The following is a 19,766-nucleotide window of genomic DNA, read 5'->3' on the forward strand; positions in this document are numbered from 1 at the left end:
GCACTGAGCCGGATTTTGTAAGTATTTAAGAACAGGTATAACCATGACAGATAAAATTTTGCACGCCAACCCCAGCAAGAACCGCACGCCGCGCCATCGTGCGCGCGAGTTTGCGTTGCAGGGTTTATATCAGTGGCTGCTGAACAATGAAGACGCCGCCACCGTGGTGAACAACATCCGCGCCGCGCACGGCTTCGACAAGGCCGACGGCGACCACTTCACGGTGCTGCTGTACGGCGCGATCAAGGATTCGGTGGCGCTGCGCGAGAGCTTCGCGCCGCTGGTCGACCGCGGCGTGGCGGAACTGTCGCCGATCGAGCACGCGGTGCTGCTGATCGGCGCGTTCGAGCTGAAGAACAACCTGGAAATCCCTTACCGCGTCGTCATCAACGAGGCGGTCGAGCTGACCAAGTCGTTCGGCGGCATCGACGGCCACAAATACGTCAACGGCGTGCTGGACAAGCTGGCCGCCCGGGTCCGCCCGGACGAAGTCGCCGCCGACAAGAAACGCTAAGCAGCGTCCGGTACTGTCCGAAGCCACCCAAGGTATCTTGCGGTGGCTTTTTTTATTTGGGGTTTGACGGGGAGGGGATGGCGCCGCAGAATCCGTTGATTTTCAATCAATGTCGAGGCGCATCATCGAACTGCATACCCTGGAGCGGGCGCCGGTCTGGCGCCGCCGTGGCTGGCTGGCGCTGATCGCCGGCGCGCACATGCTGGCGTTTATCGGCTGGCGCGCGCCTGAGCGGCCTCTGGCGGCCTCCGTGGGGCGCCACGAGGCCATCACGTATATCCTGGCGCCGGCGAAAGCGCGGCCCAGGGCGGCAGCCCGGCCCCGGCCCGCCGTTAAATCGGCCGCGCCGCGCATGACCTTGCTGCCGGCCGCGCCGCAGCCTGTGCAGCAACCGGCACAGCCGCAGGCCCCGCAAGCCATCACGCAGACCACGCCGCCGCCCGATCCGTTCGCTCAGCTGCCCGCCAAGCCGGCCGAGGATCTGCTGCAGCGCTCGCTCAAGAGCGCGGCCGCCGTCGACCGGCAGCTGCGCAAGGAAGCCTGGAATCCGCGCGACAAGAAGATCGCCAACGAGGCGACACCGCTGAGCGTGGCCATGGCCGGCGCCTACGTCGGCAACGACAGCGGCACCACCACCGAAAACCTGACCACGCCGGACGGCCGCGCGATGACGCGCGTGCGCACGCCGGGCGGCAGCACCTACTGCGCCACCACGCAGTCCAACCACAGCGCGGCGACCGATCCCTTCCGCGACGGCGTCAAGACCGCCGTCGGCACCTGCCCGAAAAGCTTCGGAAAGTAAGACGCAAAAAAACCGCCAGTACCGAACGCGACGTTAAGCGCGTTCAATACTGGCGGTTATTTGTGCCGTTAAATCAGAGACCGGCGATCTGGGTGCCGCTGACCGATTTGTCGACCGCCGCGACCGGCGGGGTAGGCTTGGCTGGCGCGGCGGCCATCATCGGCGTGATGGTCGGCACTTTCTTGCCTGCCGAAACCTGCTTCAGGCGCTGGTACTCGGCCAGCACCTTGGAGCCGTAGCCGTCGTCGTGTTCGAACGCGGCGGCGCCGACGTAGATCTTCAGGCCGGCTTCGACCGAACCGCCACGGGTGACGTAGTCCTTCAGGATCAGCGAGCCGACGCGGATGTTGGCCACCGGATTGAGCGCGGCCTGCAGGCCACCCATTTCCTGGAATTTATCGTGGTGCACCTTCGACATCACCTGCATCAGGCCCTGCGCGCCGACCGGGCTTTCCGCGAACGGATTCAGGCCCGATTCAATCGCCATCACGGCCAGGATCAGCAGCGGATCGAGCTTGATCTCGCGCGCCGTCAGGTAGGCGGTGGATACCAGCATGTTGGCGGCGTCACCCGCCACGCGGTAACGCTTGGACAGCCAGGAGGTGACCCATTGCTGCTGCTTTTGCGTGCCCAGCAGGGCTTTTTCTTCGGCGGTCAGCGGTGCGGTGCTGGCGGCCGGGGCGGTGGCTGGCGTTTCCATCAAGGCCGACAGGGGCGGGGCCACGACGGCGACAGCTTCGACTTCCGGTTCGTGGTTCAGGCTGTTGCTCAGTGCCTTGGCCAGGTCGGGACGGACAAACAGTACTGCCATTACTACTAAAGCGGTCACACCCAGAATGGTCAGAGTGTGCTGGGCGGTGGTCAACACGCCCTTTGCCGATACGCGAGTCGTGGAAAACCACGCTGCTGGCTGGCGGGCCATGGTGCGGGCAAACTGCGTTGCACCGTTGAAACGATTAATCATAGAGTTCCCCTGAAATGTCCGTAAAAGCGGGTCCCCGCCAGCGTTGAACGCAGCTAACCGGGTGCTAATGCCGTGCATCAGAAATATCATCGTCCGTCGCCGCTGGGAGCGCGCGTTGGACGCCGTCATTGCTTGCTTGAGCTGATGTTTCCCTGTGGTATTCGATCAGTCGCAATACAACTTCTTTCGGGGGTAAGGCAGACGCCTTTTGAAAACACTCCTTAAAATGTCATGTGGAGCCCCGACTCCGTGAATGAATGAGCAACACATTTGCGTGGTCCGCTTACCGGGCTCAACCCGTGCTGAACCGTGTTCTCTTCAAGTAGGGCAAATTGTAGAAGCCGTTTTATATCAAGTCAATACTAACGCAAGGCAAAGCTATAACTTATAAATCTTACTTTTTTGCTTGTGTTGCGCCTAAAACCAATAAAATCAACTACTTGACCTGTCTTTTTAAACAGTATGCTGCGTTGTAAGAAAAAATTAAAAAACAATGAAATATTCTGATTTGCGAGATTTTATTTCTCAACTGCAACGAATGGGCGAACTTAAGCCCATTTTGGTCCCTGTTTCACCGCATTTGGAGATGACCGAGGTGTGCGACCGCACTTTGCGGGCCGGTGGACCGGCTTTGCTGTTCCAGAATCCGACCGGACACAGCATGCCGGTGCTGGGCAATCTGTTCGGCACCGAGCGCCGCGTGGCGCTGGGCATGGGCGCCGACAGCGTCAGCGAGCTGCGCAAGATCGGCCACGTGCTGGCGCGCCTGAAGGAGCCGGAGCCGCCCAAGGGCTTCAAGGACTTGATGGGCATGGGCTCGCTGGTCAAGGCGGTGTGGGACATGGCGCCCAAGGAGTTGCGCGGCGCGCCGTGCCAGGAGATCGTGTGGGAGGGCGCCGACGTCGACCTGGCCAGGCTGCCGATCCAGCATTGCTGGCCGGGCGATGTCGCGCCGCTGATCACCTGGGGCCTGGTGATCACCAAGGGGCCTAATAAGAAGCGCCAGAACCTGGGCATCTACCGCCAGCAGGTGCTGGGGCCGAACAAGGTCATCATGCGTTGGCTGGCCCACCGCGGCGGCGCGCTGGACTTCCGCGAACACGCCATCCAGAGCAAGGGGCAGCCGTATCCGATCTGTGTGGCGCTGGGCGCCGATCCTGCCACTATATTAGGCGCGGTGACGCCGGTGCCGGACAGCCTGTCCGAATACCAGTTCGCCGGCCTGCTGCGCGGCAGCCGCACCGAGCTGGTCACGGCCATCGGCAGCGAGCTGCGCGTGCCGGCCTCGGCCGAGATCGTGTTGGAGGGTCATATCTATCCGGACGAAAACCACCCGAGCGGCTACGAGCACGCGCTGGAAGGCCCGTACGGCGACCACACCGGCTATTACAACGAGCAGGACTCGTTCCCGGTGTTCACCATCGACCGCATCACGATGCGCCGCGATCCGATCTACCACTCCACCTACACCGGCAAGCCGCCCGACGAACCGGCCATCCTGGGCCTGGCGCTGAACGAGGTGTTTGTGCCGCTGCTGCAAAAGCAGTTCGCTGAGATCACCGACTTCCACCTGCCGGCCGAGGGCTGCAGCTACCGCATGGCGGTGGTGCAGATCAAGAAGCAGTACGCCGGCCACGCCAAGCGCGTGATGTTCGGCGTGTGGAGCTTCCTGCGCCAGTTCATGTACACCAAGTTCATCGTGGTGGTGGACGAGGACGTCAACATCCGCGACTGGAACGAGGTGATCTGGGCCATCACGACCCGCGTCGATCCGACCCGCGACACCACGCTGGTGGACAACACGCCGATCGACTACCTGGACTTCGCCTCGCCGGTGAGTGGCCTGGGCAGCAAGATGGGCATCGATGCCACCAACAAGTGGCCGGGCGAAACCACGCGCGAGTGGGGCACCACGATCAGCATGTCGCCCGATGTGAAGGCGCGCGTCGATCAGATTTGGCAGGAGCTGGGGCTGTAGGTTATAATTGGCGCTGGCGGGCCCCTGCGCATTGTGGCATGGCTAACCTGGTCAGGTCGGGAACGAAGCAGCCACGGCTATTAACCATAAGTGCCGCAGATCAGGCTCGCCTCCTTCGGGAAAATGAAAAAGCTGCCAAGGGCAGCTTTTTTTATTTGTTCCTCTTCAGTTACTCGTCATCCAGCGCAGCTTCCAGCGGCCGTTCCGACGCCACCATCAGCGGGTTCTCCTTCAGCAGGGCGGCATCAGGCTTGAGCTTGATGAGGTTCTTCGCATCCGTGTTGTAGGCGGTGGTGCCCACCTTCAGTTGCGCTGGCTTGCTGAACTTGAACACCACCGTCTTCACGTTCGGTACGAACATGCTCATCGCCCCGGCAACCTTCTTGATGCCGGCGTTCATCTGGCCGATGCTGCCCATGACTTGCGCATAGTTCCACTGCGTACCGTCAGGCAGCAGCGCAAGCACCTCCAGCGCGACCGCGGACTTTTCTTCCTTCGGCAGGCTGGTCATGATCTTGGTGTCGTCCGTCATCCACTTGGGATTCGGCACCAGGGCCAAGCGGAAGTCGGACGACAGTGGCGGCAGCAGTTGACGTTCGCTGCCATGAACCACGGTCAGCACGACATCGGCTGGCTTGTAGTTCTTGTTCTTGGGCTTGATGGCCAGGAAAACGCTGAGCTTGTCGCGCTCCGTGGCGGGCAGGGCGTAGAAGCGGTCGATGCGCGTATCTTCAACCAGCTTCTTATATGGCACCCATTCGCGTTCGTCGGCGTGGGCGGCGAGGGACAGCAACAGCAGCGGCAGCAGGGCAAGTTTCTTCATATATTTTCATGTTAAAAGAAAAACACATTGTAGGGCAGTCCGCCCCGATTACCCAATCCGGCCACGCCTTGTTACAATTGCCGTTTTGGCGACCCTGCGCCGCATCTTATTAGCTGAGCAGGACAGGCCCTTTGCATCCGCTATCTACGGTAAAATCCCAGCATGTCCTATCAAGTCCTCGCCCGTAAATACCGCCCCAAGAATTTCGAAACGCTCGTCGGCCAGGAGCACGTCGTGCGCGCGCTCACGCACGCCCTGCACAGCGGCCGCCTGCACCACGCCTATCTGTTCACGGGAACGCGCGGGGTCGGCAAGACCACCTTGTCGCGCATCCTGGCCAAGTCGCTCAATTGCGTCGGGCCGGACGGCAACGGCGGCATCACGGCCACGCCGTGCGGCGTGTGCGAGGCGTGCACCGCGATCGACGCCGGCCGCTTCGTCGACTATATCGAGATGGACGCGGCGTCCAACCGCGGCGTCGACGAGATGGCGCAGCTGCTGGAGCAGGCGGTGTACGCGCCGAGCAATGCGCGCTTCAAGGTCTACATGATCGACGAGGTGCACATGCTGACCAACCACGCCTTCAACTCGATGCTGAAGACGCTGGAGGAACCGCCCGAGCACGTCAAGTTCATCCTGGCGACCACCGATCCGCAAAAGATCCCGGTGACGGTGCTGTCGCGCTGCCTGCAGTTCAATCTGAAGCAGATGCCACCGGGGCACATCATCGGCCATCTGGACAACATCCTGGGGCAGGAGGGCATCACTTTCGAGGCGCCGGCCTTGCGCCTGCTGGCGGCCGGCGCGCACGGTTCGATGCGCGATGCGCTGTCGCTGACCGACCAGGCGATCGCCTACGCGGCCGGCGCGGTGACGCTGGACGCGGTGCAGGGCATGCTGGGTGCGCTGGACCAGTCCTACCTGATCCGCCTGCTCGACGCGCTGGCCGCGCAGGATGGCGCGGACCTGCTGGCCGTGGCCGACGAGATGGCCACGCGCAGCCTGTCGTACAACGGCGCCTTGCAGGACCTGGGCACCTTGCTGCACCGGATCGCGCTGGCGCAGACGGTGCCGGCCGCCTTGCCGGAGGATTTGCCGGAGTACGCCGATATCGTGCGCCTGGCCGCCGCCTTCGATGCGGAAGAGGTGCAGCTGTATTATCAGATCGCGGTGCATGGCCGCAATGAACTGGGCCTGGCGCCGGATGAGTACGCGGGCTTCTCGATGACCTTGCTGCGCATGCTGGCCTTTCGGCCCGGTGTAGGCGGAGCCGAGGGGCAGCCTGCTGCGGCGCCTGCGATGTCGCGTCCGGCGGCGGTGGCTGCGGCGCGTGCCGCGGCGGCACCGCCTGCGCGTGCGGCTTCGCATTTGCAGGCCAGCCACGCCAGTGTGACCCCGGCGGCGGTGGTGGCCGGTGCGGCTGCCGCGATGGCGCGGGCGGAGGCGCCTGCTCCGGCCGCGTTTGCAGCGCCGGCTTCGGTTGCTTCCAACCCGTCTGCCAGTGCGATGCCATCCGCGCATATTGCGCCAGCAGCGCCAGCGCCTGCCGCCGCTGCGCCAGCGGCGATGCATGCACCGGCCGCCGTTGCCCCGGCCAGCGCGCCGGCCGCGCACGCTGCATCTGCGACGGCGCCCGCCCCAGCGGCTTCGGTCGCGCCGGCTGCACCGATCAGTGCTGCGCGCGCCGCCATCAACGCTGCCCTGGAGGCGGCACGTGCGGCTTCCAAGCCGGGCGCGCGATCCGCGTCGGCGAGTTCGGCACCGGCCGCGCCGTCGGCCCCGGCACCTGCTGCGGCGCCGTCGAGCGGCGCGCCGACATCGTCGTTTGGCGCAGCGCCAGATGCCGGGCCTGCCGCTTCCTCGCAGCCCGCCACGTTCACGCCGCCTTCGCAACCGCACGCGCCGAGCGCTGCGTACACGCCGCCTGCCGCCCAGGCATCTCCTGCTGCGGTCGCACCATCGCGTCCTGCGCCGTGGGAAGACATGCCGCCAGCGGCAATCATGGGTGGCGATGCGCAAGCGGCCGTGCTGGAAGCGCCGGTGCGCCAGGTCGCTCCGCAGCAAGTCGCGCCGCCCGCCGCGCCCGCAGCCAAGCCCGCGCCGCAGCAGGCTGACGACGAGGATGACCTACCGCCCTGGGTCACTGAATTTTCCGACGATAGCGCGATAGCGCACTCCGCGCCGGCCTACGCGCCGGACCAGCCGCCGTCGCACGCATCCTCGCCGGCGCCAGCGCGCGCGCCGTCGCACGGACAAGCGCATGCGCCAGCGCGCGCGCCGTCGCAGCATCAGGCGCCGCCGCCGCTGGCCTATGCCGACGAGGCGCAGGCGGTCGTCATGCCGGCCCGCGCCGCGCCGGCCCCGGCCAAGGCGCCGCACGCCTACGTCATCACGCCGGTGCCGGAGCTGAACTGGGACGGCAACTGGCCGGCCGTGGCGGCCGCCTTGCCGCTGCGCGGCGTGGCCCAGCAGCTGGCCATGCAGGCCGAGCTCATCGAATGCAGCATCGACGGCAACGCGGCGGTCTTCAAGGTCCGCGTGCCGATCGAAACCTGGCGCACGCAAGGCAACGTCGACAAGCTCACCGTCGCGCTGGCCGAACGCTTCGGCCGTCCGGTGCGCGTGGACACCGAACTGGGCGCCGTCTGGTACACCGCCAGCGCCGAGGCGCAGGCGCACCGCGAAGCCTGCCAGCGCGCGGCCGAGGACACGGTCGCCAACGATCCCTTTGTGAACAGCCTGATCCGCGAGTTCGACGCCTGGGTCGTGCCCGGCTCCATCACGCCGCCGCCCGCCATGCTGGCGTCGGCCGCGGCCAACTGAACACCTGTTTAATTTTCAATCCACGGAGAATCCCATCATGATGAAGAACCAACTGGCCGGCTTGATGAAACAAGCGCAAGCAATGCAGGACAACATGAAGAAGGCGCAGGACGCGCTGGCCCTGATCGAAGTCGAAGGCCAGTCCGGCGCCGGCCTGGTCAAGGTCGTGATGACCTGCAAGAACGACGTCAAGCGCGTGTCGATCGACCCGTCGCTGCTGGCCGACGACAAGGACATGCTGGAAGACCTGGTGGCCGCCGCCTTCAACGACGCCGTGCGCAAGGCAGAAGCCACCTCGGCCGAAAAGCTGGGCGGCCTGACCGCCGGCATGAACCTGCCGGCCGGCTTCAAGATGCCTTTCTAAGGGCAGCCGCGACGTAAAGCACCATGTCCAAATCGCTGGAATTTCTGACGGAAGCGCTGCGCCGTCTGCCCGGCGTCGGCCCCAAGTCGGCGCAGCGGATGGCGTTCCACCTGCTCCAGCATGACCGCGAAGGCGCGGACATGTTGTCGCGCGCCTTGCACCAGGCGGTGAACGCCGTGCATCACTGCGCGCTGTGCAATACCTTCACGGAAGAAGACGTCTGCGACACCTGCAACGACGAGCAGCGCGACCGCCGCCTGCTGTGCGTGGTGGAGACGCCGGCCGACCAGCTGATGATTGAGCAGACCCTGACCTACAAGGGCCTGTACTTCGTGCTGATGGGCCGCTTGTCGCCGCTGGACGGCATCGGCCCCAAGGACATCCATCTGGAAAAGCTGGTGGCGCGCGCCGCCGACGGCCTGGTCACGGAAGTGGTGCTGGCCACGAACTTCACCAACGAGGGCGAGGCCACCGCGCACTACATCAGCGAGCTGCTGAAGGCGCGTGGCCTGCGCGTGAGCCGTCTGGCGCGCGGCGTGCCGGTTGGTGGCGAGCTGGAGTACGTGGACGCGGGCACCATCGCCCGCGCCATGCTGGACCGAAGGGCGACATGACTGAGAAGAACACCGCCGGCCCGTTAGCCGGCATCAAGGTACTGGAACTGGGCACGCTGATCGCGGGCCCTTTTTGTGCGCGTATGCTGGGCGAGTTCGGCGCCGAGGTGATCAAGATCGAGTCGCCCGACGGCGGCGATCCGATCCGCAAATGGCGCGTGCTCAAGGACGGCACCTCGCTGTGGTGGTCGGTCCAGTCGCGCAACAAGAAATCGCTGACGCTCAACCTCAAGCACGCCAGCGGCCGCGCCATCGCGCGCCAGCTGGCGCTGGAGGCCGACATCATCATCGAGAACTACCGCCCCGGCGTGCTGGAGAAGTGGGACATCGGCTACGAGCAGTTGAAGGCCGTCAATCCCGCAACCATCATGGTGCGGCTGTCGGGCTTCGGCCAGACCGGGCCGATGAAGGACTTGCCGGGCTTCGGCGCCATCGGCGAATCGATGGGCGGCCTGCGCTACGTGTCCGGCCATGCGGATCGGCCGCCGGTGCGGGTCGGCGTGTCGATCGGCGATTCGGTGGCGGCGCTGCACGGCGTGATCGGCGCGATGATGGCGCTGCGCCACCGCGACGCCACCGGCGGCCGCCTCAAGGGCGAAGGCCAGATGGTCGATGTGGCCCTTTACGAATCCGTGTTCAACCTGATGGAATCGCTGGTGCCGGAGTTCGACCACGCCGGCGTCGTGCGCGAGCGCACCGGCGGCGCGCTGCCGGGCATCGTGCCGTCCAACACCTACACCACCAAGGATGGCGAGAACATCGTCATCGCCGGCAATGGCGACGCCATCTTCAAGCGCCTGATGCTGGCCATGGGCCGCATCGACCTGGCCGGCGATCCCCAGCTGGAGCGCAACGACGGCCGCGTGCAGCGCACGCAGGAGATCGACGACGCCATCCAGGCCTGGTGCGGCACCCGGGACATCGACAGCGCGCTGACGGTGCTGAAGGCGGCCGACGTGCCGGCCGGGAAGATCTACTCGGTGCGCGACATGATGACCGATCCGCAGTTCGTCGCGCGCGGCATGTTCGAGCAGCACCACTTCGCCGACGGCACGCCGGTCAAGCTGCCGGCGATCTCGCCCAAGCTGTCGGCCACGCCGGGCCACACCAAGTGGATAGGCCCGTCGCTGGGCCAGCACAACGACGAGGTCCTGCGTTCGCTGGGCTACAGCACCGAGGACATCGCCGCGATGAAGCGGGACGGCGTGTTCTAGGCGCCGCTCAAAGCTGGGCGGGGAAGATCAGCGCGTGGCCGGTGTCGCTGGCCGCCGCCGCGTTCAGCGCGTACTGGTTGCCGAGCATGAGGTCGATCGACTCCGGCGGCGACGGATGGCCCAGGTAGTAGCCCTGGGCCAGGTCGCAGCCGTACTGCTCCAGCAGCCTTAGCTGGGCGCCGGTCTCCACGCCTTCCGCCACCACCGCCATTTTCAAGCCATGCGCCATGGCGATGATGGCGCGCGTGATGGCGGCGTTTTCCGAATCCTGCGGCAGGCCGCTGATGAAGCTGCGGTCGATCTTGAGCGCGCGCACGTCGAAGCGCTTGAGGTAGTTCATCGACGAATAGCCGGTGCCGAAATCGTCGATCGACAGGTAGACGCCGATGCCGCGCAGCTGCTCCAGCGTGACCATGGTGGCGCGGGCATCGTCCATCAGCGTGCCCTCGGTCAGCTCCAGTTCCAGCAGGTCGGCCGGCAGGCCGGTCTCGTGCAGCGTGGACAGCACGATCTGGCTCAGGTTCTCGTCCTTGAACTGCTTGGCCGACAGGTTGACCGCCACCCGCAGCGGCCGCGCGTCCGGCGTCTTCCACGCCATCGCCTGGCGGCAGGCGGTGCGCAGCACCCATTCGCCGATCGGCACGATCAGGCCGGTCTCCTCGGCCAGCGGAATGAACTCGGTCGGCGAGATGATGCCGCGCTCCGGGTGGCGCCAGCGCACCAGCGCCTCCACGCCGACGATCTGGGCGCTGGCGACGTCGATCTGCGGCTGGTACAGCAGGTACAGCTCGTTGTTCTGCAGCGCCTTGCGCAGCCCCACCTCCAGCTGGACGTGGCTCATGATCTGCATCGTCAGCGATGAGCTGTACAGCTTGGCGTTGTTCTTGCCGCAGTTCTTGGCGTGGTACATCGCGGTGTCGGCGAACTTGAGCAGGGAGTTGCAGTCCTCGCCATCCTCCGGGTACAGCGAGATGCCGATGCTGGCGGTGACGAAGATCTCGTGCGTGCCCAGCACGAAGGGGCGGCGCATCGCTTCCTTGACCCGGTGGGCCACGTTGAGCGCGTTTTCCACCCGCTCCAGGTCGGGGATCAGGATGGTGAATTCGTCGCCGCCCAGGCGCGCCAGGTTGTTGCCGCCGACCTCGGTGCGCGAGACCAGGTCGCTCGGGCGCGTGGTCTCGCGCAGGCGCTCGGAGACGGCCTTGAGCAGATGGTCGCCGACGTCGTGGCCCAGCGTGTCGTTGATGCGCTTGAAGGCGTCCAGGTCCATGAACAGCACGGCGAACTTCTTGTTGCCCTTGCGCGAGCGCAGCAGCTCGGCCTCCAGCGTTTCCAGGAAGGCCTGCCGGTTGGGGATGCCGGTCAGGCTGTCGCAATAGGCCAGGCGGCGGATCTGCTCCTCGGTGCGCTTGCGCTCGCTGATGTCGCGCACCAGGCCCAGCACCTCGTCGGGGCCGGTGGCCACCAGCCGCGCCTCGAAGTGGCGCACCGGCGCCGGCCCCGCGTGCTCGCCCTGGCGCACGCGCGCGGCCGCGCCGGGCACGGCCAGCTCGTAGTCGAGCGAGCGGATGTGCTGGGTGTCGAGCACGGTCTGCACCTGTTCCAGCATGTGGGCGGCGATGTCGTCCGGCAGCACCTGGTTCAGGTGGCGGCCCACGCACTGGTCGCTGGCGAACACGCCGCTGGCCTCGTGGCCCTGCTCGTAGTCGAGGTAGTAGCCGTCCTTGTTCATGCGGAAGAAGGTGTCGGGGATGGCCGCCAGCACCGCGCGGTGGTGGGCGTCGGCGATGCGCAGGCGGGTGATGGCGTCGCTGGCGCGCAGCACGTACAGCACGCGGTGGCCGAGGATGGGCCAGTTGATCGGCTTGGAGACGAAATCGGTGGCGCCGGCCTCGTAGGCCTTGGTCACCGATTCCAGTTCGTCGCCGCCGGTGACCATGATGATGGGCACGGTGGTCTGGGTTTCCAGCCGGCGGATCTCGCGGCACACGGCGAAGCCGTCCATGCCGGGCATGTCGACGTCGAGCAGCAGCAGGTCCGGCGTCAGGCTCTGGTAGCAGGCCACGGCTTGCAGGCCGTCGCCGGCCTCCACCGCGTCCAGGCCGACCTGGGCCAGCATTTCCAGCATCAGCAGGCGCATGACGGGATCGTCGTCGGCGACCAGGACCAGGCCGCGCTTGGGGGAGGTTGGGGTCGCCATGTCAGGTTTCCTTTTCCAGGATAGCTCCCAACGCCTGCCGCACGGCCTGGAAAGTACGTTCCATGTCTGCCAGCAGGGCTGCGGCGCCGGCGGTGGTGTCGTTGCGGCCCAGCTGCTCGAGCTCGCGGCAGCGCTGGGCCAGCGCGTCGGCGCCGACGTTGGCGCTGCTGGACTTGAGGCTGTGGGCGGCTTTGCGCAGCTGGCCGGTGTTGCCGGTGGCGATGGCCTGGCGCAGCGTGTGCAGGTGGCTGGGGGTGTCGTCCAGATAGGCCTGCAGCACGCGGTCGAGCAGCGCGTCGCCGTTGGTGGCGCTCAGCGCGCGGATGTTCTGCAGCGCCTGCCGGTTGATCTGGCCGCCGGGCGCGGCGGCGTCGGCCGGCGCGGCGGGTTCATCCGGTGCCGGCGGGATGGGCGGCGCGGGCGGCAGGCGCGGCAGGCTGACCCAGCGGCCTATGGTCTGCCCCAGCGCCTGCTGCGTGAAGGGCTTGCTCAGGTAGTCGTCCATGCCGGCCGCCAGGCAGGATTCGCGGTCGCCCTGCAGCGCGTTGGCGGTGATGGCGATGATGGGCACGCTGCGGCCCCGTCCGCGCTGCTGTTCGCGGCGGCGGATTTCGGTGGTGGCCGCGAAGCCGTCCATGACCGGCATCTGGCAATCCATCAGGATCAGGTCGAACTCGTTGGCCTGCACGGCCTGCAGCGCTTCCTCGCCGTTGCAGGCGCGGCTCACTTCCAGCCCCAGTCCTTCGAGCATGGCGCCGGCCACCTCGACGTTGACCGGATTGTCCTCGGCCAGCAGCACCTTGCGCCGCTTGCGCGCGCGCGGCGCCGGCGTGGGGCCGGGGCTGAACGCGGCCAGCGGCGGCGCGACCGGCGCGGCGGCCGGCGGCGGCTCGGGCGCGCGCGTGGTGGGCGGCGCGCCGCGCGCGGGCGTGAGCAGGCAGTCGAACAGGTCGCAGGCGCGTGGCGGCTTGATCAGCTGGAAAGCGACGCCGGCCGCGCGCCGCTGCACGCCGTCCGCGGCGTTGCGTTCGGTGCTCAGCAGCAGCAGGCGCGAACCGGCCAGCGCGGCTTCGGCGCGGATGGCGGCGGCCAGCGCCAGGCCGCTGGTGCGCGGCAGTTCCATGTCCAGCAGCACCACGTCGTAGGGGCGGCCGCCCGCCGCCGCCTGGCGCAGCCGCGGCAGGGCGTCGGTGGCGGTGGCGCTGGCGGTGGCGACGCGCCAGCCGACCAGCAGCTCTTCCAGCTCACCCCGGCTGGTGGGGTTCTCATCGACAATCAAGGCGCGGCATTCCTGGGTGGCGTGGAAAGAAGGATCGTCGACATCGATACGACGTTTGTCAAAATTTACGGCAAACCAAAAGATCGATCCTTGCGTTAGCGCATGGTCCACGCCGATTGTTCCCCCCATCAGTTCCACCAGTTGCTTGGAGATCGCCAGCCCCAGGCCGGTGCCGCCGTGCTTGCGGGTGGTCGAGCCGTCGGCCTGCGAGAACGAGTCGAAGATGCGGGCCCGCGCTTCGCTGGAGACGCCGATGCCGGTGTCGTGCACCTCGAAGCGCAGGCCGACGGTCTGCGCGTCCTCCTGCACCACGGCCACCCTGACGGTGATCTTGCCGCTCTCGGTGAACTTGATCGCGTTGCCCAGCAGGTTGAAGATGACCTGGCGCAGCCGGTTCGGATCGCCGCAGATGGCGATCGGGATATCGTAGGCGATCGCCAGCTCCAGCTCGATGCCCTTGGCCTGGGCCTGCGGCGAGAAGACGTTGTCGATGTCGTCGAGCAGTTCGCGGAAATTGAAGTGGATGTATTCGACCGTCAGCTTGCCGGCCTCGATCTTGGAGAAGTCCAGGATGTCGTTGATGATGACCAGCAAGTGCTCGCCGGAGCGCTTGACCATGTTGGTGTAGTGGCGCTGCTGCTCGGACAGGCGGGTGGCCAGCAGCAGCTCGGTCATGCCCAGCACGCCGTTCATCGGGGTGCGGATCTCGTGGCTCATGGTGGCGAGAAAGGCGCTCTTGGCCTGGCTGGCGGCCTCGGCGGCGTTCTTGGCCTTTTCCAGCTGCTCGGTGCGCACGCCGACCTGGCGCTCGAGCTGGTCGCGGTACTGCGCCAGCGCGCCGTCGCGCGCCTCGACCTGGGCCAGCATGTCGTTGAAGCTGTCGGTCAGCGCGCCCAGCTCGTCGCTGCGCTGGTGGACGATGCGCGGCGTCGGCTGGCCCCGGCTGACCTGCTGGGCCGCCACGATCAGCTTGCTCACCGGCTCGGCGATGCTGCCCTTGAAGCGGGCCGCCGTCAGCAGCGCCATCATGAACGACAGCATGGCCGCCACGGCGGCGGCGGCCAGGTTCTTGAACAGGTCCAGCCACATGCGGGTTTGCGCGCTCTCGATCATCACGGTGCCGATCAACTCGTCCTTGCGGCGCACCGGACGGTACAGCCGCAGCGCGGGCGCCCACAGCGGGCCGCTCTGATAGGTGCGGATCTCCTGCACGCCGTCCTCGGCCGGCAGCTGCTCGGGCGCGTCCTGCTCGGCTGGCAGGGTGGCGGACTTGTAGCGGGCCAGCTGCTTGCCGGTGCTGTCGTACAGCACGGCCTGCTGGATCTCGTCCTCGACCGCCAGCGTGGCCAGCGTCTGCCGCGCCTGCTTGACGTCGGCGTACTGCAGCGCCGCCGCGCTGTTGTTGCCGATCACGCCGGCCAGCGAGGACAGCTGCTTGCGCTCGTCGTCGGTGCGGCTGAGCACGGACGTGGCGGCAAAGGCGATGAAGACCAGCAACAGCGCGCTGCCGGTGGACAGCACTGAGATGATGGTCAGTTTCTGGCTCAGACCGGAACGTTCGAAATTGAACATTGCTGTAGGCGGTGGCAAACGGTGGGCGCCGAAATCGTCGGCGCGGCAAGCTGGTTAGTAAGTGCCAATTGGAAAAATATAGCGTCCGGCGCGCAGCGGCCTTGATATGTGTCTAATCCCCGCACCTTTGCGCCGGCTCAAACAACGCCGCGTATGGCGGCGCAAGCTGGGACGATGGAACGCAAAAAAATCCTGTTCGTGGCCGAGGCGGTCACGCTGGCGCATGTCGGCCGGCCGCTGGCGCTGGCGCAGACGCTGTCGCCGCAGCAGTACGACGTGCACTTCGCCTGCGCGCCCGGCTACGAGGCCTTCCTGCGCGGCAGCCGCTTCGGCAGCTGGCCGCTGGGCAGCATTTCCAGCGCTCGCTTCCTGGCGGCGCTGGCGGCGGGCAAGCCGGTGTACGACACGGCCACCTTGCACAAGTATGTGCAGGACGACCTGCGCCTGCTGCAGGCGGTGCGGCCGGACGTGGTGGTGGGCGATTTCCGGCTGTCGCTGTCGGTCAGCGCGCGCGTGGCGCAGGTGCCGTACATCGGCCTGCTCAACGCCTATTGGAGCCCCTACGTGCCGCAGCGCTACACGGTGCCGGCCATCGCGCTGGCGCGGGCGCTGCCGATCGCGCTGGCGGATCGGCTGTTCCGCCTGGTGCGGCCGCTGGCGTTCGCCCTGCACAGCCGGCCGCTGAACCGCGTGCGGCGCGCCTACCGCCTGCCGTCGCTGGGGTATGACTTGCGCAGCGTCTACGCCGACGCCGACTACGTGCTGTATCCCGACATCCCGGAAATGTTCCCCGCGGTCGGCCTGCCGGCCAACCATTCCTACCTGGGGCCGGTGACCTGGTCGCCGCCCACCGAACTGCCCGGCTGGTGGGATGCGTTGCCGGCGGACAAGCCACTGGTCTACGTCACGCTGGGCAGTTCCGGGCAGGGCGCGCTGTTGCCGCAGATATTGCAGGCGTTGGCGGCCCTGCCGGTGCGGGTGATCGCCGCCACCGCCGGCCTGTCCGATGCCGGCGAGCCGCCGGACAATGCGCATGTGGCGGCCTACCTGCCGGGCGAGGAAGCCGCGCGGCGCGCGCAGCTGGTGCTGTGCAACGGCGGCAGCCCGACCAGCCAGCAGGCGCTGGCGGCCGGCGTGCCGGTGCTGGGGGTAGCGGGCAATCTGGACCAGTATCTGAACATGCGCGCGGTGGCGGCGATGGGCGCCGGGACCTTGCTGCGGTCGGACAGGCTGGACGAGGAAAGCTTGCGCCGCGCGGTGCTGTACTTGCTGGAAAACCCGGCCGCGCGGGCGGCGGCGGCCCGGGTGGCGCAGTTGTTTCAGCGTTACGACATGGCGCAGCGCTTCGGCGTGGCGGTGCAGCGCGCCGCCGCACGGGGATGAGGTAGGCAATCCGCCCGGGGCGCGCTGGCGGCGGGCTGCGCCCGGCGGCTTAGCGCAGGTTTGGCGGCGGCTTAGCGGCGGCTGGCCAGGGCCAGGCCGGCCATGCCCAGGCCGAGCAGGGCCAGCGTGGCCGGTTCGGGCAGCACCGCAAACGAGCGCGAACCGTCGAATTTCATCGGCGGCACAGAGCTGGGCACGGTGCCGTCCCACATGGTGGCCGGCGTGTAGTCGGCGGGTATGCTGGCCGCGCCGGTGAGCTTGTCCTGCAGTACCGAGCCGCTGACGATGTCCAGATAGTTGGCGTCGGCGTAGTCGATCATGAAGCGGATGTCGAAGTAGCCGGCGCCGCCGCCGGGGCCATTGACGAAGTTGCCTTCGTTGAAGATCAGGTGGCCGGACATGATCAAGCGGCCGTCGCCGTCGGGATCGCCGGCGCCGCCGCAGCCGGCCGAGGTCGATCCCGTGCCGTAGCAGCGCACGGTGCCGGGGCCGTCGCCCGGCACCGCCTTGCTGGTCTCGCCCGGCCCGTAGCGGTCGAAGAAGAAGGCGATGTTCTGCACGCCGGCATGCAGCGGATCGACGTCCATCGCGGCCGACTGGCTGGCCGGCAGCGCGAAGTGGGCGGTGGTGGCGGTCTCGCGGTCGACCAGTTCCTGGAAGCGCACCACGGCGCTCAGTTCGAAGCCGGTGTTCAGGCCGCTGGGCGAGACGTCGGCTGCGCCGTTCGACATGCTGCCGATCACCATCTGCGAGCGCAGCTCGCTGAGGTAGGGCCCGGCGTCGGCCGCCAGCGGGCCGATGGCGCCGACCGTCACGCCGGGAATGAAGCCGGTGGCCAGCGCGGTGTTGCTGGCGTTGGTCCACAGGTCGGCATAGCTGCTGTAGGCGCCGCTGCCGGTCGGGTCCAGCCCGACCACCGGCCCGGCATGGGCCGCGCCCGGCCATGCCAGCGCCGAGGCGAGCGTGGCGCCGGCCATGGCCGTTTGGAAATTGTTCATGTTTGTCCCCTGGCTCGATCTCGGCGCCGGAACCGGCACCGTCTCGCACCCCGGAGCAAAAGCCTTGCCAGCGGCCGCGAAGCGCGCGAAATCAAAGGCTTGGCTGCGCAGCGCGGCCGCCGCGGCGCGCCGCTGTAAAGTTTGCCGTCAGTCGATGGCGCGCATCAGGGCTTGCCCGCCGGGCCGACCAGCAAGTCGCGCAGCGGCCGCCGCAGCGAGCGCGCGGTGGCCGGCTTGCCGGCGCCGATGCGGCCCATGAACACGGCCGTCTCCCACACCGCCGGCCCGACCAGCGCCGCGCCCTGGCGCGACAGCGCCTCGGCCTGTTGCTGCATGCCCGGCGTGCCGGAAAACACCCGGCCTTCGCGCACGTAGCGGGCGAAGATCAGCGGCGTCAGTTCCGGCTGCAGCTGCAGGCCCTGGGCGGTGGCGGTCAGCCAGAAGCGCTGCATGGCGCGGCCGGCGTCGAGGTAGTCGTCGACGCGCTGGGCCCGGCGCGGCGCCGTCAGCACGAAGTGGGCGGCGCAGGCGAGGCCGGGGATCAGATCCATCTGCAGGCGCGGCGCCAGCGTGCCGGCCAGCCAGGTGTTGAAGAACTCCACGCGCTGCCAGCGCTGCATGATCCAGCGCATCAGTTTGGCGGTGGCGGCGTCCACGCCCAGCGCCTGGTCGGGGATGCGGTCGTCGCTGTAGCGGGCGTTCCATTCGATCACCGCCTTGTGCACCTGCCACGCCTCCGGCATCGTCAGGCGCAGCTTGGCGTTGCGGAACATCAGCCGCGCCGCCGCGCGCCGCCGGTTGCCTTCCAGCCAGTGCACGCCATAGCCTGGCGGCAGCGCCGCCTCCAGCGCCGAGCGTTCGGCCGGCGTCAGCGGCCGCCGGCTCAGCGCGCGCCGCTGCACGCTGCGCGGCAGGATGGCGTCGGCCAGCGGATCGGGCTCCAGCAGCGGCGCCGGCGTGAATTCGACGGTGAGGGTGGGGCGGCTGTCGGGCGCGCCGAGGTGGCGGCTGGACCGCATCTCCAGCTGGTGGGCGCTGGCGGCGATGGCCATGGTCTCCAGCAGCGCGCCGATCGAGATCTGGCTGGGATGGCCGTCGAGGTCGTAGACGCAATGGTCGCGCGTGTCGTGCCCGTGCACCACCAGGCGGCGGGCGTCGAGGATTTCAAAGCGCCACGGCTGGGTGTTGTCGCCGCTGGGGGCCCAGCGCGCCAGCTCCAGGATCTGTTCCAGCGTGGCGTCGAGGTGTTGCTCCATCTTGCTCATGATTGATCTCCGCGCCGGCGCTTGACCAGCATCATGGTCAGCCGCTGGAGCGGATGGCGGTGGCCGCCGGGGCGCCAGGTGCGGACCAGCTTGTTACGATAGGCATCGAAATGGTAGCCGCGCGGCGCGGCGTCGACCGGGCCCCGGTTCAGCAGGATCTTCAGCGCCTCGGTGGCGGCGGCGCCGGCGCACAACTGGCAGCCCATGATGGTGGACGGCCCGCGCTGCTCCTTGAGGTTGATGCTGGACGGATCGACCAGGTAGCGGGCGTGTAGCGCGGCCGGCGCCAGCCCGACCAGGAAGCGCAGCGCCTTCTCGTCGTCCGGCAGCGTGCCCCAGCCGAAGTACTCCTCGAACGTCATGCGCCCCGGCAGGAAGTTCAGCACGGCCGTGCCCATGCCCAGCGGCGCGGCCGTGATGGCCGGGATGCCCAGCCGCGCGCAGGCGGCGAAGGTGGCCTGGCGCGCGTTGAAGGCGAAGAAGTCCAGGCCGTCCACGTACAGGTCCACGCCCTCGAAGAAGCTGGCCAGGTTGTCGCGGTTGACGCCGCCGGGGAAGGTGGCGAGCTGCAACTCGGGGTTGATGTCGCGCGCCATGCCGGCCAGCACCTCGACCTTGGGCCGGCCCAGCGTGGACATGGCCGCGCCCACCTGGCGGTTGAAGTTGGCGAGGTCGAAGGTGTCGAAATCGGCGATGTGGAAGGCGCCCACGCCCAGCCGCGCCAGCGTGAGCAGGTGCACGCCGCCGACGCCGCCCATGCCGGCGATGGCGATGCGCTTGCCGCGCAGCACCGTTTGTTCCGCCGGCGTCAGCCAGCCGATGTTGCGCGCGAACGCCTGTTGGTATGAGAAAGCTTGCGACATGTGTCTCCCTAGAATGGCCGGCAACGCGGCTCAGCGGAGTTAGACACGGAGGTCGGCGGGGAAGTTCCCCGCCACAATGAAAAAAAAGCCGGTTCTGGGAACCGGCCTTC

The 19,766-nt window shown here is 67.5% G+C and carries 15 protein-coding genes and 1 other RNA gene; 9 read left to right on the plus strand and 7 right to left on the minus strand.

From position 1 onward, the window contains the following. Positions 1–43 precede the first annotated feature (43 nt). Both nusB and AC07WS_RS13685 read left to right on the plus strand, forming a co-directional pair. On the plus strand, positions 44–514 hold the full coding sequence (nusB, locus tag AC07WS_RS13680; RefSeq protein WP_161083094.1) for a transcription antitermination factor NusB: 471 nt from the start codon (positions 44–46) through the stop codon (positions 512–514). A gap of 109 nt (positions 515–623) precedes the next feature. Further along, positions 624–1,316 (plus strand): hypothetical protein, encoded by a 693-nt coding sequence (locus AC07WS_RS13685; RefSeq protein ID WP_494729613.1) that lies wholly within the window; start codon positions 624–626, stop codon positions 1,314–1,316. A 73-nt stretch (positions 1,317–1,389) separates the two neighbouring features. Here AC07WS_RS13685 and AC07WS_RS13690 read toward each other — a convergent pair whose 3' ends face one another. Next, positions 1,390–2,238 carry a transglycosylase SLT domain-containing protein gene (locus tag AC07WS_RS13690; protein ID WP_494730008.1) on the minus strand — a complete coding sequence of 283 codons (849 nt, stop codon included), beginning with the start codon at positions 2,236–2,238 and terminating at the stop codon, positions 1,390–1,392. 535 nt (positions 2,239–2,773) lie between these two features. On the opposite strand from AC07WS_RS13690, the gene ubiD reads away from it, so the two are divergent. Together ubiD and ffs are read left to right on the plus strand one after the other, a co-directional pair. Then, positions 2,774–4,258: a 4-hydroxy-3-polyprenylbenzoate decarboxylase gene (gene ubiD, locus AC07WS_RS13695; RefSeq protein WP_494729614.1), complete on the plus strand. Its 1,485-nt coding sequence runs from the start codon at positions 2,774–2,776 to the stop codon at positions 4,256–4,258. 15 nt (positions 4,259–4,273) lie between these two features. Continuing rightward, positions 4,274–4,372: signal recognition particle sRNA small type (gene ffs, locus AC07WS_RS13700), an RNA gene on the plus strand. 55 nt (positions 4,373–4,427) lie between these two features. Here the strand turns inward: ffs and AC07WS_RS13705 are convergent. Then, on the minus strand, positions 4,428–5,081 hold the full coding sequence (locus AC07WS_RS13705) for a DUF2987 domain-containing protein (protein WP_494729615.1): 654 nt from the start codon (positions 5,079–5,081) through the stop codon (positions 4,428–4,430). 162 nt (positions 5,082–5,243) lie between these two features. Here AC07WS_RS13705 and dnaX point away from each other — a divergent pair, with 162 nt between their 5' ends. Genes dnaX through AC07WS_RS13725 form a run of 4 tightly spaced genes read left to right on the plus strand, consistent with a single transcriptional unit; the run spans position 5,244 to position 10,096 of the window. Beyond that, the gene (gene dnaX / locus AC07WS_RS13710; protein ID WP_494729616.1) at positions 5,244–7,904 is read left to right on the plus strand and encodes a DNA polymerase III subunit gamma/tau; all 2,661 of its coding nucleotides are present in this window, start codon (positions 5,244–5,246) and stop codon (positions 7,902–7,904) included. A 37-nt stretch (positions 7,905–7,941) separates the two neighbouring features. After that, a complete protein-coding gene (locus AC07WS_RS13715; RefSeq protein ID WP_070272932.1) occupies positions 7,942–8,268 on the plus strand; it encodes a YbaB/EbfC family nucleoid-associated protein in 327 nt (108 codons plus the stop codon). A gap of 23 nt (positions 8,269–8,291) precedes the next feature. Next, positions 8,292–8,882 carry a recombination mediator RecR gene (gene recR / locus AC07WS_RS13720; protein WP_494729617.1) on the plus strand — a complete coding sequence of 197 codons (591 nt, stop codon included), beginning with the start codon at positions 8,292–8,294 and terminating at the stop codon, positions 8,880–8,882. Next, positions 8,879–10,096 (plus strand): CaiB/BaiF CoA transferase family protein, encoded by a 1,218-nt coding sequence (locus AC07WS_RS13725; protein ID WP_494729618.1) that lies wholly within the window; start codon positions 8,879–8,881, stop codon positions 10,094–10,096. Before recR ends, AC07WS_RS13725 begins: the two co-directional genes overlap by 4 nt. A gap of 7 nt (positions 10,097–10,103) precedes the next feature. Here the strand turns inward: AC07WS_RS13725 and AC07WS_RS13730 are convergent, their stop codons facing one another. After that, the gene (locus AC07WS_RS13730) at positions 10,104–12,296 is read right to left on the minus strand and encodes a putative bifunctional diguanylate cyclase/phosphodiesterase (protein ID WP_494729619.1); all 2,193 of its coding nucleotides are present in this window, start codon (positions 12,294–12,296) and stop codon (positions 10,104–10,106) included. Between the two features lies 1 nt (position 12,297). Beyond that, complete coding sequence (locus tag AC07WS_RS13735; RefSeq protein ID WP_494729620.1) at positions 12,298–15,147, minus strand: hybrid sensor histidine kinase/response regulator; 2,850 nt, start codon at positions 15,145–15,147, stop codon at positions 12,298–12,300. Positions 15,148–15,321: 174 nt separating this feature from the next. On the opposite strand from AC07WS_RS13735, the gene AC07WS_RS13740 reads away from it, so the two are divergent. Further along, complete coding sequence (locus AC07WS_RS13740) at positions 15,322–16,530, plus strand: nucleotide disphospho-sugar-binding domain-containing protein (protein ID WP_494729621.1); 1,209 nt, start codon at positions 15,322–15,324, stop codon at positions 16,528–16,530. 71 nt (positions 16,531–16,601) lie between these two features. On the opposite strand, the gene AC07WS_RS13745 is transcribed toward AC07WS_RS13740, so the two are convergent. The 3 genes from AC07WS_RS13745 to AC07WS_RS13755 all read right to left on the minus strand — a co-directional run bounded on the left by AC07WS_RS13745 (position 16,602) and on the right by AC07WS_RS13755 (position 19,656). Then, a complete protein-coding gene (locus AC07WS_RS13745; RefSeq protein WP_494729622.1) occupies positions 16,602–17,528 on the minus strand; it encodes a PEP-CTERM sorting domain-containing protein in 927 nt (308 codons plus the stop codon). A 164-nt stretch (positions 17,529–17,692) separates the two neighbouring features. Beyond that, positions 17,693–18,793 carry a nitroreductase family protein gene (locus AC07WS_RS13750; RefSeq protein ID WP_494729623.1) on the minus strand — a complete coding sequence of 367 codons (1,101 nt, stop codon included), beginning with the start codon at positions 18,791–18,793 and terminating at the stop codon, positions 17,693–17,695. Continuing rightward, positions 18,790–19,656: a ThiF family adenylyltransferase gene (locus tag AC07WS_RS13755; RefSeq protein ID WP_494729624.1), complete on the minus strand. Its 867-nt coding sequence runs from the start codon at positions 19,654–19,656 to the stop codon at positions 18,790–18,792. The genes AC07WS_RS13750 and AC07WS_RS13755 overlap by 4 nt, the downstream gene beginning before the upstream one ends. Positions 19,657–19,766: the final 110 nt, after the last annotated feature.

It is taken from the genome of Duganella sp. GW821-FHT01E12, assembly GCF_059422325.1.